The organism is Micromonospora sp. NPDC000668 (assembly GCF_042897975.1).
In the GTDB taxonomy this organism is placed as follows: Bacteria; Actinomycetota; Actinomycetes; order Mycobacteriales; family Micromonosporaceae; genus Micromonospora.
The window spans coordinates 1,225,762-1,240,893 of sequence record NZ_JBIAYP010000001.1 but is presented as its reverse complement, the minus strand read 5'-3'; the positions used below and the strand labels follow the sequence as shown (position 1 = coordinate 1,240,893).

General features: G+C 71.2%; 11 protein-coding genes. 5 read left to right on the top strand and 6 right to left on the bottom strand.

Annotation, left to right across the window (positions count from 1 at the left end; translation table 11 throughout):
* From ngcE to ACFY29_RS05765, 3 genes are read left to right on the top strand one after another with little or no spacing between them, the layout of a single operon-like run.
* Positions 1 to 1,437, top strand: a complete 1,437-nt coding sequence (ngcE, locus tag ACFY29_RS05775) for an N-acetylglucosamine/diacetylchitobiose ABC transporter substrate-binding protein (RefSeq protein WP_328418656.1) — start codon at positions 1 to 3, stop codon at positions 1,435 to 1,437.
* A gap of 20 nt (positions 1,438 to 1,457) precedes the next feature.
* Complete coding sequence (locus ACFY29_RS05770) at positions 1,458 to 2,366, top strand: sugar ABC transporter permease (protein ID WP_328418655.1); 909 nt, start codon at positions 1,458 to 1,460, stop codon at positions 2,364 to 2,366.
* Positions 2,366 to 3,295, top strand: coding sequence for a carbohydrate ABC transporter permease (locus tag ACFY29_RS05765; protein WP_386983734.1), 930 nt, complete (start codon positions 2,366 to 2,368; stop codon positions 3,293 to 3,295). The genes ACFY29_RS05770 and ACFY29_RS05765 overlap by 1 nt, the downstream gene beginning before the upstream one ends.
* 36 nt (positions 3,296 to 3,331) lie before the next feature.
* On the opposite strand, the gene ACFY29_RS05760 is transcribed toward ACFY29_RS05765, so the two are convergent.
* Positions 3,332 to 5,101 carry an ABC transporter ATP-binding protein gene (locus ACFY29_RS05760; RefSeq protein ID WP_386983732.1) on the bottom strand — a complete coding sequence of 590 codons (1,770 nt, stop codon included), beginning with the start codon at positions 5,099 to 5,101 and terminating at the stop codon, positions 3,332 to 3,334.
* Positions 5,098 to 6,888, bottom strand: coding sequence for an ABC transporter ATP-binding protein (locus tag ACFY29_RS05755; RefSeq protein WP_386984646.1), 1,791 nt, complete (start codon positions 6,886 to 6,888; stop codon positions 5,098 to 5,100). The genes ACFY29_RS05760 and ACFY29_RS05755 overlap by 4 nt, the downstream gene beginning before the upstream one ends.
* A 149-nt stretch (positions 6,889 to 7,037) precedes the next feature.
* Between ACFY29_RS05755 and ACFY29_RS05750 the strand changes: the two genes are divergently transcribed.
* Both ACFY29_RS05750 and ACFY29_RS05745 read left to right on the top strand, forming a co-directional pair.
* On the top strand, positions 7,038 to 8,747 hold the full coding sequence (locus tag ACFY29_RS05750) for a bifunctional 3'-5' exonuclease/DNA polymerase (RefSeq protein WP_386983731.1): 1,710 nt from the start codon (positions 7,038 to 7,040) through the stop codon (positions 8,745 to 8,747).
* Positions 8,748 to 8,888: 141 nt separating this feature from the next.
* Positions 8,889 to 9,482, top strand: coding sequence for an NTP transferase domain-containing protein (locus tag ACFY29_RS05745; RefSeq protein ID WP_328426735.1), 594 nt, complete (start codon positions 8,889 to 8,891; stop codon positions 9,480 to 9,482).
* Positions 9,483 to 9,586: 104 nt separating this feature from the next.
* Here ACFY29_RS05745 and ACFY29_RS05740 read toward each other — a convergent pair whose 3' ends face one another.
* Genes ACFY29_RS05740 through ACFY29_RS05725 form a run of 4 tightly spaced genes read right to left on the bottom strand, consistent with a single transcriptional unit; the run spans position 9,587 to position 15,093 of the window.
* The gene (locus ACFY29_RS05740) at positions 9,587 to 10,996 is read right to left on the bottom strand and encodes a GH1 family beta-glucosidase (RefSeq protein ID WP_386983728.1); all 1,410 of its coding nucleotides are present in this window, start codon (positions 10,994 to 10,996) and stop codon (positions 9,587 to 9,589) included.
* The gene (gene yicI / locus ACFY29_RS05735; protein ID WP_386983726.1) at positions 10,993 to 13,233 is read right to left on the bottom strand and encodes an alpha-xylosidase; all 2,241 of its coding nucleotides are present in this window, start codon (positions 13,231 to 13,233) and stop codon (positions 10,993 to 10,995) included. The genes ACFY29_RS05740 and yicI overlap by 4 nt, the downstream gene beginning before the upstream one ends.
* Positions 13,230 to 14,123 carry a carbohydrate ABC transporter permease gene (locus ACFY29_RS05730; RefSeq protein ID WP_386983724.1) on the bottom strand — a complete coding sequence of 298 codons (894 nt, stop codon included), beginning with the start codon at positions 14,121 to 14,123 and terminating at the stop codon, positions 13,230 to 13,232. Before ACFY29_RS05730 ends, yicI begins: the two co-directional genes overlap by 4 nt.
* Position 14,124: 1 nt before the next feature.
* The gene (locus ACFY29_RS05725) at positions 14,125 to 15,093 is read right to left on the bottom strand and encodes a sugar ABC transporter permease (RefSeq protein WP_328418648.1); all 969 of its coding nucleotides are present in this window, start codon (positions 15,091 to 15,093) and stop codon (positions 14,125 to 14,127) included.
* Positions 15,094 to 15,132 lie beyond the last annotated feature (39 nt).

Below are 15,132 nucleotides of genomic sequence, written 5' to 3'. Positions count from 1 at the left end.
ATGTCGATTACCCCCGAGCACCCGGCCGCACTCGACCGTCGCACGGTGCTGCGTCGCGCCGCCGCCGTGGGCATGCTTGCCACTCCGGCCATCGGCCTGCTCAGCGCCTGCGCCACCAGCGGCGGCGACGAGGAGAACGAGCAGGTCGCCGGCGGCACCAAGAGCGCCACCAACCCGCTCGGCGTCAAGGACGACGCACCGATCGAGGTGGTCATCTTCAACGGCGGCTACGGCGAGAAGTACGCCACCGACGTGCACGAGCCGCTGTACAAGAAGGCGTTCCCCAAGGCGGAGATCAAGCACCAGTCCACCCAGGCGATCTCCACCATCCTCCAGCCGCGCTTCGCCTCCGGCAAGCCGCCGGAGTTCGTGAACAACTCGGGCGAGAAGCTGATGGACTTCGGCGCGCTGGTCGCCGACGGTCAGCTGCAGGACCTCACCGAGCTGTGGGACGCCCCGTCGGTCGACGACCCGGCCAAGAAGGTCCGCGACACCGTGGTGCCCGGCACCATCGAGGCGGGCTCGTTCAACGGCAAGCCGTACGTGCTGTACTACGTCTCCACCGTCTTCGGTATCTGGTACTCCGGCAAGCTGTTCAAGGACAACGGCTGGGCGCCGGCGAAGACCTGGGACGAGTTCATCACCCTGCTCACCGCCATCAAGGCCAAGGGCATCACCCCGTACGGCTACGCCGGGGCGAACGCGGCCTACTACCAGTGGAACGTGATCCTCACGCAGGCCGCGAAGATCGGCGGCGTCGAGGTGCTGAAGAACATCGACAACCTGGAGGACGGCGCCTGGAAGCAGGACGCGGTCAAGCAGGCGGCCACGGCGTGGGCCGAGGTCGGCTCGAAGTTCATCGACAAGAGCTTCGAGGGGCTCAAGCACACCGACGTGCAGCTGCGGCAGAACCAGTACAAGGTGGGCCTGTACCCCAGCGGTGACTGGCTGGAGGGCGAGCAGAAGAAGGACACGCCGTCCGGCTTCGAGTACCAGCTCATGCCGGTGCCGAGCCTGACCGCTTCGGACAAGCTGCCGGCCACCGCGCTGCGGGCCACCGCGGGCGAGGGCTACTTCGTCTCGGCGAAGAGCGCGAACCCCAAGGGCGGCCTGGAGTACATGCGCCAGATGCTCTCCAAGGCGGGCGCGAAGGGCTTCACCGAGGTGGTCAAGGCCCCGACCGTGGTCACCGCCGGCTCGGAGGGCTTCGCCTTCCCGCCCGGTGTGGCCAGCTCGCAGGCCGCGCTCAAGGCGGCCGGCCAGGACGTGTTCAACCTGTACTTCGACGGCTGGTACAAGGAGCTCGACACGGAGGCGCGCACCGCCACCAACGAGCTGATGTTCGGCCGGATCAACGCGGACGCGTACCTGGAGCGGATCCAGAAGCGCGCCGACGCGATCAAGAAGGACAGCTCGGTCGCCAAGTTCAAGCGCTGATCGATCGGAGCGTAGGGGTCATGCGGCACGGCAAGTATCCATTCGTGATCGGGTTCCTGTTTGCCCCGGTCACGCTGTACGTGGTCTTCGTCATCGCGCCGTACGCGCAGGCGTTCCAGATCTCGATGACCAACTGGCGGGGGCTGTCGGCCCCACAGTGGGTGGGCTTCGACAACTACCGGAGGCTTCTCGACGACGGCGCCTTCTGGAAGGCGGTCCAGCACCACGGCGTACTGCTGCTTGCCCTGCCGCTGATCACCATCGCCATCGCGTTGTTCTTCGCCTTCCTGCTCAACGTGGGTGGCAAGAGCAGCGGGGGGCAACGCCAGGGGGTCTGGGGGGCGAAGTTCTACCGGGTGGTGTTCTTCTTCCCCCAGGTCCTGGCGGTGGCCATCATCGCGGTGCTGTTCCAGATGGTGTACCGGCCGAACGAGTCCGGCCTGATCAACGGCGTGTTGATGAAGCTCGGCTTCGACCCGGTGCTCTTCCTGGTCCGGCCGAACCTGGCCCTCTGGTCGATCATCGCGGTGCTGGTCTGGCAGGCCGTCGGCTTCTACGTGGTGCTCTTCTCGGCCGGGATGGCCTCCATCCCGGGTGAGATCTACGAGGCCGCCGAGATGGACGGGGCGACCAAGGTGACCCTGTTCTTCCGGGTCACGCTGCCGCTGCTCTGGGACACCCTCCAGGTGGCCTGGGTCTACCTGGGCATCGCGGCGTTCGACGCGTTCGCCATCGTCGCGGTGCTCTCGGTGGACGGCGGCGGCCCCGACGGCGCCACCACGGTGCTGGCCATGGAGATCTACCGCAACGCGTTCGTCTACTCGAAATACGGCTACGCCTCGGCCATGGGCGTGGCCCTGTTCTTCCTGACCCTCACGTTCGCGGCGCTGACGCTGCGGCTCAGCAAGCGGGAAAGCGTGGAGTACTGATGAACCCGCAGTCGACGCTGCCGCCGACGCCGGCGGCGAAACCGCCGAAGACCGGCGACCCGGGTGCCTCCGGTAGGCGAGGGCGGAAGGGACCCCGCTCGGAGGTACGGCTCTTCGCTGGCCTGGGGCACATCGCGCTCGCCGTGTGGGCGGTGATCGTGATCGTGCCGATCCTCTGGACCTTCCTCGCCGCGTTCAAGAACACCAGCGAGATCTTCAGCAGCCCGTGGACGCTCCCGGCCGAGTTGCGGTGGGAGAACTTCGGCCGGGCCTGGACCAAGGCGAACGTCGGTCGGTACTTCCTCAACAGCGTCATCGTGGTCACGTGCAGCACCTTCGGCACGATGCTGCTCGGCTCGATGGCGGCGTACGTGCTGGCCCGGTACAAGTTCTGGGGCAACCGGGCGATCTACTACCTCTTCGTCTCGGGGTTGGCCTTCCCGGTCTTCCTGGCCCTGGTGCCGCTCTTCTTCGTGGTGAAGAACCTGGGCCTGCTGGACACCCACACCGGGGTGGTGCTGGTCTACATCGCGTACTCGCTGCCGTTCACGATCTTCTTCCTGGCCGCGTTCTTCAAGACGCTGCCGTCCTCGGTGGCCGAGGCGGGGTTGATCGACGGCTGCGGGCACACCCGGCTGTTCTTCCAGGTCATGATGCCGATGGCGAAGCCGGGCCTGATCAGCGTGGCGATCTTCAACATCATCGGTCAGTGGGCGCAGTACCAGCTTCCGCTGGTGCTGCTCTCCAATTCGAAGGACAAGTGGGTGCTCACCCAGGGCATCGCAGACATCTCGGTCAACGCCGGTTACGAGGCGGACTGGTCCGGGTTGTTCGCCGCGCTGACCATCGCCATCCTGCCGATGATCATCGTGTACGCGGTCTTCCAGCGTCAGATCCAGGCCGGCCTCACCTCCGGCGCGGTGAAGTAGCCGCCGCTCAGTAGGCGCGGGTTCCGGAAGGAGTGGTCAGGATGATGGCCACTCCTTCCGGGACTGCGGACGCTCGTCGGCGTGCCACGAGTGCCAGAGGGCGGCGTACGCCCCGCCGGCCGCGACGAGATCGTCGTGGCTGCCGATCTCGGTGATCCGGCCGTCCGCCAGGACGGCGACCCGGTCGGCGTCGTGCGCGGTGTTGAGCCGGTGCGCGATCGCGATGACGGTCCGCCCGACGAGCACGGCGGCCAACGCCCGCTCGGTACGCCGGGCGGTGGTCGGATCGAGCGCGGCGGTCGCCTCGTCCAGGATCAGCGTGTGCGGGTCGGCGAGCACCAGCCGGGCCAGCGCCAGTTGCTGGGCCTCGGCCGCGCCCAGTTGCCGGGCACCGTCGCCGAGCGGGGTGTCCAGGCCGTCGGGCAGCTCGGTGTACCAGTCGGCGCCCACGGTGGCCAGCGCGGCGCGCATCTGCTCGTCGGAGGCGTCCGGCGCGGCGAAGGCGAGGTTGTCGCGTACCGAGCCGATGAAGACGTGGTGCTCCTGGGTGACCAGGGCGATCCGGCGACGACGCTCGGCAGGGTCGAGGTCGGTCACTGGGCAACCACCGATGCTGACGACGCCGCGGCGCGGCGCGTCGATCCCCGCCAGCAGCCGGGCCAGGGTGGACTTGCCCGCCCCGGACGGGCCGACGACGGCCAGCCGCTCGCCGGGCCGTACCTCCAGGTCGATGCCGTGCAGCACGTCGTGCCCGCCGGCGTAGGCGAACCGCGCCTGGCGCACGACGAGCCGCTCACCCCGCGACGTGGCCGTCGTGCCGGGCGGCTCCGGCGGGACCAGGCCCACGCCGAGCACCCGGGCGAACGACGCGAAGCCGCGCTGCGCCTGCTCCGTCCACTGCAGCAGCCGGTCCAGCGGATCGATCGCCTGCTGCAGGTAGAGCGCGGCGGCGATCACCGCGCCGAGCGAGACCATCTCCCGGGAGAGCAGGTACCCGCCGACGAGCAGGACCATGGCGATCGGCAGCGGATAGCTGGCCTCCACTACCGAGAAGAACACGGTGCGCAGCGCGAGAGTCGCCCGCCGGGCCCACCACACCCGCGTGATGCGAGTGGTGCCGTGCCCGATCCGGTCGTCGGCCAGCCGCAGCGCCTCCACGGTCCGGGCACCCTCGGCGGTGGTGGTCAGCGTCTCGGTCAGTTCGGCGGCCGCCGCCCCCTCGGCGAGGTACGCGGAGGTGGCCCGCCGCAGGTACCAGCGGGTCACCGCCCAGATCGACGGCAGCCCGGCCAGCGCCGCCAGCCCGAGCAGCGGGTGGAGCAGGAAGACCGCCCCGAACAGCAACGACAGCTGCACCGACGCGATGACCATGGTGGGCACCACGTCCCGGACGGTGGTGCCGACCGTCGACACGTCGACCGAACTGCGGGTGGCCAGGTCCCCGGAGCCGGCCCGCTCGACGACCGAGACGGGCAGCCCGAGTGTCCGGTCGACGAACTCCTCGCGCAGTTCGGCGACGGCCCGCTCCCCGAACCGGTGGCCGGCGTACTGGGCGTACCGGGAAAGCAACGCGCTCACCAGGACACAACCACCGATCGCCAGCGCCAGTCGGTCCACCGTGGCCACACCCGCGCCCGCGGTGACCCGATCGACGATGGTGCCCAGCAGCCAGGGCGGGGCGAGCCCGGCTACCGCTGCGGCGCTGTGCAGCGCCAGCACGACGCCGACCGCGCGCCGGTGCCGGCCGATCAGGTCACGCAGCGCCCGGCGGACGGTGCCGCGCTCGGCCACCGGCAGCCTGCTCACGGTTGGACCCCCGCGGCGTCGGCGGACCGGTCGATGTCGGGATCGGCACTGCCCCGGGCCACCAGGTGCCGGTACCCGGGGTCCTGGTCGAGCAGGTCGGTGTGGGTGCCGGTGGCGACGATCCGGCCCGCCCGCAGGTGGGCGACCAGGTCGGCCCGGCTCAGCAGCAGCGGCGACGTGGCGAGCACGATGGTGGTCCGCCCGGCCCGCGCGGTACGCAGCCGGTCGGCGATCCGCGCCTCGGTGTGCGCGTCCACCGCCGATGTCGGGTCGACGAGGATCAGCACCTCCGGCTCGGCCAGCAGCGCCCGGGCCAGGCGTACCCGCTGGCGCTGACCGCCGGAGAGGGTGCGGCCACGGGCGTCGATCACCGTGTCCAGGCCGGCCGGCAGGGCATCGACGACGTCCTCGGCCGACGCGGCCCGCAAAGCCGCGCGGATCCGGTCGTCGTCGGCCTCCGGCCGGGCATCGTGGTCGGCTCCCGACCGGGCATCGTCGTGGCGGCCGTCCGGCGGGGACAGCAGGATGTCGCGCAGCGTCCCGGCGAAGAGGTGCGAGTCGTGGTCGGCGACCAGGATCCGGGCCCGGACCTCGTCCAGGGCGATCCCGGTCAGCGGCACGCCGCCCCAGGTGGACTCGCTGGCCACGTACCGGCCGAGTCGATCGGCCAGTGCCAGCGCCGCCGCCGGATCGTCGGCGGCCACACCGGTCAGCCGGCCGGTACGGACGGTCAGCCCGGTCACCGGGTCGTGCAGGTCGGCGGGGCGGTCGGGCGCGGCCCTGACATCCGGCCTTCGTGCGTCGGGCACGGTGCCCCGGCCCCGCCGACCCGGGCCGCCGACGTCGTCCGGGGTGAGCTTGAGCAGGGCCACGATCCGCCGGGCGGCAACCCGGCCGCGAATCAGTTGGTGGCTGCCCTCCAGCAGGAACCAGACCGGCACGATCAGGGTCGCCACGTAACCGTAGACGGCGACCAACTCGCCGACCGTGACGTCACCGGTCACCGCCATCCGAGCCGTGAGCCACACCACCGCCGCCAGGAACAGCCCGGGGATGGCCACCGTCGCCGCGTCGATCCAGCTGTTGACCGCGCCGACGCGGTAACCCTCGGCGAGCAGGTCCCGGGATCTGGCCGCGTACCGGCGGGCGAAGAGGTCCCGGCCGCCCACCCCGGCGAGCACTCGCAGCCCGGCCACGATGTCGCCGGATCGGGCGGTGAGCGCGCCCTGTTGCGTCCGGTAGACCGATTCCGCCCGTTCGAGGCGGCGTAGCAGCGGCCCGACGACCAGCGCGACCGCCGGCACTCCCAGCAGCACGCAGAGCGCGAGGACCGGGGAGATCGACCAGAGCAGCACGGCGATGACCGCGTACGCGACGACCGCGCCGACCCCCGGCCCGGTCAGCGTCAGCACCTGCGCCGACCAGTCGATGTCGGAGCCGCCGATGGTGGCCACCTCGCCTGCGGCGGCCCGGCGCGGCAGTACCGCGCCGATGCGGGACACCTGACGCAGCACGACGGCCGCCGAGCGGGCCTTGGCGTCCTCCCGGATGAAGGTCATCGTGCGGTGCCGCATGATGCCCAGGTAGGACAGCCCGACGCCCGCCACGACGATCGCCGCGACCCAGAGTGCCAGGGCACGGGTGTCGCGTGCGCGCAGCCCGTCGTCGACGGCACGGGCGATCAGGTAGGGCCGGAGGGACAACCCGACCATCCAGGCCGTGCCGAGCAGGCTGCCGCGCAGCACCCGCCAGGGCTGGCGGCGGACCAGCCACCAGAGATAGCGCATTGGCCCCCCGGTGTCCGGAATGCCAGGGTCGGAATGCGGGATCTGCGGGGGCACCCGGCCACGCTACCGAGCCTTCCCACGATCCACTGTCCGGTTTTCGCGCGCCCGACCGCGCGCGCCGGCCCGGTTTCGACGGATGGGCTCGGCCGATGTCACAGGGGCGAGGCAGAATCGCATCCGTGCTGGTGGCGGTGGTGTCCGACGAGCGGGGCGGGGGAGAGCTGCGTCCGCTGGATGCCGCCGGCCGGCCGTCCGGCCCGACCGAGATCGTCACCGACCTGACCGCCGCGGTGGCCAGGTGGGAGGCCGCCGGGCATCCGCGCTGGGTGTGGCCGACCGCCGGTGCGGTCTACCCGGCGCTGCTGCGGGCCGGGGTGCGCGTCGAGCGCTGCCACGATGTGGAGCTGACCGAGGCGCTGCTGCTCGGCCACGCCGGCCGCTGGGGCGAGCCACGATCGTTCGCCGCGGCCTGGGCCCGGCTCAGCGGCGCGCCGGTGCCGCCCGATCCGCCGCCGCGCCCGGCCGCTCCGCCCGGGCACGGTCAGGGCGCGCTCTTCGACGCGCTGCCCGGCCCGGCCGGCCCGGGCATCGACGCCCTGATTCAGGTGTACGCCGACCAGCTCGCCCGGATCGCCGACACCGAGCACCCGGGCCGGTTCCGGTTGCTGGTGGCCGCCGAGTCGGCCGGCGCGCTCATCGCGGTGGAGATGGGGGTCGCCGGGCTGCCCTGGCGGGCCGAGGTGCACGACGCCATCCTCGGCGAGCTGCTGGGTGAGCCGTCTCCGGTCGGCGGCCCGCCGCGCCGGCTGGCCGAGCTGGCCGCCCGGATCGCCGACGCGTTCGGCGTCCGTCGGCTGCACGCCGACTCCCCGGCGGAGCTGCTGAAGGCGTTCGCCCGGGTCGGGGTGGAGCTGCCCAACACGCGGGCCTGGGTGCTGCGTGGGGTGGACCATCCGGCGGTGCCGCTGGTTCTGGAGTACAAGGAGCTCTACCGGATCTGGACGGCGCACGGCTGGTCGTGGCGCGAGCAGTGGGTCCGTGACGGGCGGTTCCAGTCGGAGTACGTCCCGGGCGGGGTGGTCTCCGGCCGCTGGGCCACCCGGGGCGGTGGCGCTTTGCAGATCCCCAAGGTGATCCGCCGGGCGGTGGTGGCCGACCCGGGCTGGCGGCTGGTGGTCGCCGACGCCGGTCAGTTGGAGCCCCGGGTGCTGGCCGCGGTCTCGGGCGACGCCCGGCTGGCGGCGGCGGGCGGGGCCGGCGACCTGTACGCCGCACTGGCCCGGGACGCCTTCGCCGGTGACCGGGCCAAGGCCAAGGTTGCCCTGCTCGGGGCGATGTACGGGCAGACCGGCGGGGCCGCGGTGCCCGCGCTGGCGGTGTTGAAGCGCAGCTACCCGACGGCGTTCGGTTACGTCGAGGCGGCGGCGCGCACCGGTGAGGCGGGCGGGTTGGTGCGCTCCTGGCTGGGGCGCACCTGCCCGCCCGGCTCAGCGGGGTTCGGCGACCCCGATGACGTGCCGACCGACCCGGATGGTGCCGCCGACCGGCAGAGTCCTCGGGCTCGCGCCGCGCGGTCGCGGGGGCGTTTCACCCGTAACTTCGTCATCCAGGCCACGGCTGCGGAGTGGGCCTCCACGCTGCTGGCGACGCTGCGCACCGAGTTGGCCGGCACCGACGCCGAGCTGGTCTTCTTTCAGCACGACGAGGTGATCGTGCACTGTCCGGCGGCGCAGGCCGAGGCGGTGGCGGCGGCGGTGGGCCGTAGCGGTGAGCGGGCTGCGGGGCTCCTGTTCGGCGACACCTCGGTGCGGTTTCCGCTGGATCTGTCCATCGTCGACTGCTACGCCGACGCGGCATAGCGCACAATTTTCCTATTTGCCCCGCTACCCAGGGCTGGCCGCACTCGTTGCATCCGGTGTCCGTAGGACGGGATGGACCGGGTACCGCCGTGCCCGGTCCGTTCCACGGTGGAGGGGGCGCAGCTGAACCGGATCGCAGGAATGATCATCGCCGCGGGCGGGGGGCGCCGCATCGGTGGTCCCGAGGCGCTGCTGCACCAGGGGGAGAAACCCCTGGTCAACCAGATGATCGACACGATGACCGAGGCGGGCTGCGAGCAGATCGTGGTCGTGCTGGGTGCCGCCGCCGAACAGGTCCGGGAGACCGCCGACCTGGGCAAGGCAACGGTAGTGATCAACAAAGCGTGGGGCACCGGGGTCGGCTCGTCGATCCGGGCCGGCCTGGCCGCCATGGATGACGAGGGGATCGAGGCGGTGGTGGTGGTCCCGGTCGACATGCCGGGCCTGACCGCGGTCGCGGTCCGGCGGGTGGCCGCGCTGCCGTACCCGGATGTGCTGGTCTGCGCCACCTACGACGGGCTGCGCGGCTACCCGATGCTCTTCGGCCGTCGGCACTGGTCCGGCATCGCCACCCTGGCCAGCGCCGACGTGGGCGCCCGGCCGTACCTGCTGGCGCACAAGGACCAGATCGTCGACATCGCGTGCGACTCGGTGGCCGACGGCAGCCGGGTCGACACCCCGGAGCTGATGGCGCTCTACGGGCTCACCGTTCCGCCGCAGCGCGTCGGCGTCTGAGCGCCGGTCGAACCGGGCCGTGGCCGCGCCGTGACCCGGCCGGCCGGCCGGGCGGGCAGTTGCCCGTCGGGTCGGCCGGCGCGGGGATGACCCGGCGGCTGCCGTCAGTCCGTCGGCTGGTCCGGCGTCCCGGTCTCGACCAGGCGCCGGTACCAGTGCGCACTGTCCTTCCAGGTGCGCTCCTGGGTGTCGTAGTCGACCCGGATGATCCCGAACCGCCGGTCGTAGCCGTAGCCCCACTCGAAGTTGTCCAGCAGCGACCAGACGAAGTAGCCCCGGACGTCCGCGCCCTGTTCGCGGGCATCCGCGATGGCGGCGATGTGCCGGCGCAGGTAGTCGACACGCCGCTCGTCGTGCACCGTGCCGTCGGTCGACACGACGTCGTCGAACGCCGCGCCGTTTTCGGTGATCATCAGGGGCTGGCCCGGGTACTCCTGGCGCAGCCGCAGCAGCAGGCCGGTCAGCGCGGCCGGGTCGATGTTCCAGCCCATCGCCGTGTGCGGGCCGGGCTGGGGCAGGAAGTCGACGTCGTCGGCGCCCACCCACGGTGAGTGCGCCGAGGCGCCGTGACCGTCGGCGTCCGACCGGGCCGAGTGCCCGTCCCAGGCGCGGACCAGGGTGCTGGAGTAGTAGTTGACGCCGAGCACGTCCAGCGGCACGGCGGCCACCTTCTCGTCGCCGTCGCGGACGAACGACCAGTCGGTGACGCTCGCCGTGTCGGCCAGCAGGTCGGCCGGGTACGCCCCGCCGAGCATCGGCCCGAGGAACGACCGGTTGGCCAGCGCGTCGATGCGCCGCACCGCGTCGGCGTCCGCTGCCGAGTCCGACTCCGGGCGGATCACGTGCAGGTTCAGCGTCACCGAGAGTTCGGCCGTCGGCGCCAACTCCCGCACCACCCGCCCGGCCAGGCCGTGCGCCAGGTTGAGGTGGTGCACCGCCGCCAGCGCGGCGGCCGGTTCGGTACGCCCCGGGGCGTGCACGCCGGAGGCGTAGCCCAGGTACGCCGAGCACCACGGCTCGTTCAGCGTCGTCCAGGTGTGCACCCGGTCGCCGAGCGCGGCGACAGTCCCGGCCGCGTACTCCTCGAAGCGCAGCGCGGTCTCCCGCGCCGGCCACCCGCCGGCGTCCTCCAGCTCCTGCGGCAGGTCCCAGTGGTACATGGTGGCCACCGGGTGAACCCCGCGCTCCAGCAGGCCGTCCACGAGCCGCGAGTAGAAGTCCAGGCCGGCCTGGTTGAACCGGCCGGCGCCACCCGGCTGCACGCGCGGCCAGGAGATGGAGAACCGGTACGCGCCCAGGCCCAGCCCGGCGATGTGGTCCAGGTCCTGCGGCCAGCGGTGGTAGTGGTCGGCGGCCACGTCACCGGTGTCGCCGTTGTACGTCCGACCGGGGGTGTGGCTGTAGGTGTCCCAGATGGACGGCCCGCGGCCGTCCTCGGTGGCCGCACCCTCGATCTGGTACGCCGCCGTGGCCGAGCCCCAGACGAAGCTCTCCGGGAAGGTACGGGACGTCATCGCGCCGCCACCTCGGTCCCGGCCACCACGCAGTGGTACGCCGACGAGGCGCCCGCCACCAGTTCGGCGGTGGCGACGCCGTCGCGGAAGCTCACCTCGAACTCCGTTCCGGGCCCGTCCCCGGGCGACGGGATCCGTACCCGTTGGCGTTGCCCCTCCGCCGGTGTGTAGAGCCGCAGTTGCACGCCGTCCGCCCATTCGTAGTCCGGCCGGTCGGAGCGCGCCCCGAACGGGATGATCGCGCCCGGCCGGGCGAGCACCGGGACGCTGTCGAACTCGTGCTTCTCGGTGACCCAGGCCGGGCCGGTGAGCTGCGCGCCGGTGACCAGGTGGGTCCAGGTGCCGGCGGGCACGTAGAAGGTGACCTCCCCGTCGGCGCTGAGCACCGGCGCGACCAGCACGTCGGAGCCGAGCATGTACTGCCGGTCCAGGTGCGCCGCGGCCGGGTCGTCCGGGAACTCCAGGATCATCGGCCGCATCATCGGCACCCCGTCGCGTTGCGCCTCCTGCGCCGCGCCCGCGAGGTACGGCATCAGGCTGAGCTTGAGCCGCGTGAAGTGCCGCAGCACGTCAACCGCCTCCTCGTCGTACGCCCACGGGACCCGGTACGAACCGGAGCCGTGCAGGCGGGAGTGCGAGGAGAGCAGCCCGAAGGCGATCCACCGCTTGAACACCGTCGGGTCGGGGGTGCCCTCGAAGCCGCCGATGTCGTGGCTCCAGTAGCCGAAGCCGGACGCGGCCAGGGACAGCCCGCCGCGCAGCGACTCGGCCATCGCCACGAACGTCGACTCGCAGTCGCCACCCCAGTGCACCGGGAACTGCTGGCCTCCGGTGGTGGCCGAGCGGGCGAACAGCACCGCCTCGCCCTTTCCGCGCACGGCCTCCAGCAGTTCGAAGACCGCCTTGTTGTAGAGGTAGGAGTAGTAGTTGTGCATCCGCTGCGGGTCGGAACCGTCGTGCCACACCACGTCGGTCGGAATGCGCTCACCGAAGTCGGTCTTGAAGCAGTCGACGCCCATGTCCAGCAGCGCCTTGAGCTTGCCGGTGAACCAGCGGACCGCGTCCGGGTTGGTGAAGTCGACCAACGCCATGCCGGCCTGCCACTTGTCCCACTGCCAGACCGACCCGTCGGCGTTGCGGACCAGGTAGCCGGCCTCGCGGCCCTCCTCGAACAGGTACGAGCGCTGCGCGATGTACGGGTTGATCCAGACGCACACCTTCAGGTCGCGCTCGTGCAGCCGGCGCAGCATCCCCTCCGGGTCGGGGAAGGTCGCCGGGTCCCAGACGAAGTCGACCCAGTGGAACTGGCGCATCCAGAAGCAGTCGAAGTGGAACACCGACAGCGGCAGGTTGCGCTCGGCCATCCCGTCGACGAACTCGGTCACCGTCTTCTCGTCGTACGAGGTGGTGAACGACGTGGACAGCCACAGCCCGTACGACCAGGCGGGAACCCGAGCGGGTCGGCCGGTCAGCGCCGTGTAGCGGCGCAGCACGTCCTTCGGGGTGGGCCCGTCGATGACGTAGTAGGTGAGCGACTGGCCCTCGACGCTGAACTGGGTCTGCGTGACGACCTCCGAGCCCACCTCGAAGGAGACGTGCTCCGGGTGGTCCACGAACACCCCGTAGCCGGCACTGCTCAGGTAGAACGGCACGTTCTTGTACGCCTGCTCGCTGGCGGTGCCGCCGTCGGCGTTCCAGATGTCGACGGTCTGGCCGTTCTTCACGAACGGGCCGAACCGCTCGCCCAGCCCGTACACCGTCTCGCCGACGCCGAGGGCGAGCCGCTCGTGTACGTGCCGGCGGCCCTCGCCGTCGGTGACGATGCCGACGCTGCGCCCGGTGGACGCGGTGACCAGCCGGTCGCCGTGCAGGAAGTCGACCCGCCACCCGTCGATGAGCGCGACCCGGGCGGTCAACTCGCCGGTGGTCAGCGACGCGCTGATCCCGGTGACGTCGACGTGGATCGGGTGCTCGTCGTCGGTGGCCAGCCCGAAGTGCGGCTCCTGGGGCAGCCCGCCGCTGTGGTGGCCGATGGTCACGCCGACGACGCCGGGGGCGGGGGAGAAGAACCGGACGGTGACCACCGGCCGGTTGAGGGTGTCGCCGCGTCCGGTGATCTGACCGGCCGGCGCGAAGACGGTGAAGCCGCGCTCGTCCGGCTCGACCGATTCCACTGTGCCGGGGCGCAGCACGCTGACCCCCGGGCGCAGTTGCCAGTACCCGTCGGTGAACTTCACTTCTCGGCTCCTGCCGTGATGCCGCGCGCCAGAGTGCGCTGGAAGATGAGGAAGAAGATGATGGCCGGCACCAGGCTGATCAGCGCGCCGGCGTTGGTGGTCGGGGCGTCCATCAGGCGGTCGCCCTGCAACGACGCGAGCGCGACCGGGATGGTCTGCGTCTGGTTGTCGATCAGCATGACCAGCGGGATCAGGAACTCGTTCCAGGTCCAGATGAAGAAGAAGATGAGCAGCACCGCGAGGGTGGGCCGCAGGTTGGGGAAGACCACCCGCCACAGGATCGTCCACTTGCCGGCGCCGTCCAACGAGGCGGCCTCCAGCAGTGAGCGTGGGAACGTGCTCATCACCGAGGCGAGCAGGTAGGTGCCGAACGCGCTCTGGATGACGGTGAAGATGATGATCACCGAGAGTTGCGTGTTGTAGAGGCCGACCTGCTTCGCGACGTAGTAGAGCGGGTAGATCAACGCTTCCTGCGGCAGCATGTTCGCCAGCAGGAAGAGCCCGACGATCCAGAGGCGTCCGCGGACCCGGCCGATGCCCAGGGCGTACGCGTTGAGCAGTGAGACTGCCACGCCGAGCACCGCCACGGAGCCGGCAATGAGCGTGGAGTTCCAGAGCTTCAGCGGGAAGTTCACTGTGGTCCAGTACGTCCGCAGACCCGTGGTGTAGAACTCCGTCGGCCAGCTCAGCGGGCCGCCGTTGGAGTAGTCGCTCGGCGATTTGAACGCGTTGAGCAGCATGAACGCGAACGGCACCAGCATCACCAGTGCGCCCAGCGTGACCAGGGCGAGCACCACCCAGCGGCTGACGCCGCGGTGGTGCCGGTCGCGGACCGGACGGGTCCGGTCTGGGGCGGGCGCGCGGTCCGCCGGAGTGAGCGTGACGGCCATGTCAGATCCCCCGGTCCCGGCGCTCGCTGCGGTACTGCATCCAGATGAACAGCACGGCCACCACCACGATGATCAGGGTGAGCACTGTGGAGATCGCGGAGCCGTAGCCGACCTGGAGCTTCTTGAAGAACGTGTAGTACGCGAAGTACGAGGGCACGTTGGTGGCGTTCTCTGGGCCACCCCGGGTCAGGGCGAAGATCGGCCCGAACACCTTCAACGCCGCGATGGTGCAGGTCAGGGCCACCACGAAGGTCTCCGGCCGGATCTGCGGAAGGGTGATCGCCCGGAACCGGTGGACCCAGTTCGCGCCGTCGACCTCGGCCGCCTCGTACAGCTCGGGGTCGACCCGTTGCAGCGCCGCCATGAAGACGACCACCGGGTAGCCGATCTGCACCCAGATCATCACCGCCATCACGGCGGGCAGCGCAGTGTCCGGGTCGCCGAGCCAGTCATGGCGTAGCGCGCCGAGACCGACCGCGTCGAGCAGACTGTTGAACGCGCCGTCGGGGCGCAGGATCCAGCCCCAGACGATGCCGGCCACCACGACGGGCAGCACCTGCGGGAGGTAGAACGCGGCCCGCAGCGCGGCGGCGGTGCGCGGCCGGAACCGGCGGCCGATGATGTCGAAGAGCACCGAGGCGAGCACCAGCCCGAGCAGGGTGGGCACCACCACCATCGCGATGAGCATCGCGACGGTGTTCCGGAACGACGCCCAGAACACCTCGTCGTGCAGCAACTGCTGGTAGTTGTCCAGGCCGACCCAGGTGGGGTCGCCGACCCCGGACCACTTGGTCAGCGACAGGTAGCCGGTGCCGACCAGCGGTGCGCCGATGACCAGGATGAAGAGCACCGCTCCGGGGAGCAGGTAGAGCCAGTACGAGGCGTTGCGGCCGCGACGTTTCCGGCCTGGCGCGGGCTGAGTCGGGGTCGTCGCCGGGTGTGCGGCGGCGACGGTCTCGGAGACTGCCATGGAAGATCCTTCCCGGCGGGGCGGGCGGGCGCGCCGGTC

Bases quoted from the DNA above. Each gene is read 5' to 3' on its own strand.
- ACFY29_RS05770 (WP_328418655.1), top strand. From the start codon at position 1,458: ATGCGGCACGGCAAGTATCCATTCGTGATCGGGTTCCTGTTTGCCCCG.
- ACFY29_RS05765 (WP_386983734.1), top strand. From the start codon at position 2,366: ATGAACCCGCAGTCGACGCTGCCGCCGACGCCGGCGGCGAAACCGCCG.
- ACFY29_RS05740 (WP_386983728.1), bottom strand. From the start codon at position 10,996: ATGACGTCCCGTACCTTCCCGGAGAGCTTCGTCTGGGGCTCGGCCACG.
- ngcE (WP_328418656.1), top strand. From the start codon at position 1: ATGTCGATTACCCCCGAGCACCCGGCCGCACTCGACCGTCGCACGGTG.
- ACFY29_RS05755 (WP_386984646.1), bottom strand. From the start codon at position 6,888: ATGCGCTATCTCTGGTGGCTGGTCCGCCGCCAGCCCTGGCGGGTGCTG.
- ACFY29_RS05750 (WP_386983731.1), top strand. From the start codon at position 7,038: ATGTCACAGGGGCGAGGCAGAATCGCATCCGTGCTGGTGGCGGTGGTG.
- ACFY29_RS05745 (WP_328426735.1), top strand. From the start codon at position 8,889: ATGATCATCGCCGCGGGCGGGGGGCGCCGCATCGGTGGTCCCGAGGCG.
- ACFY29_RS05730 (WP_386983724.1), bottom strand. From the start codon at position 14,123: ATGGCCGTCACGCTCACTCCGGCGGACCGCGCGCCCGCCCCAGACCGG.
- ACFY29_RS05725 (WP_328418648.1), bottom strand. From the start codon at position 15,093: ATGGCAGTCTCCGAGACCGTCGCCGCCGCACACCCGGCGACGACCCCG.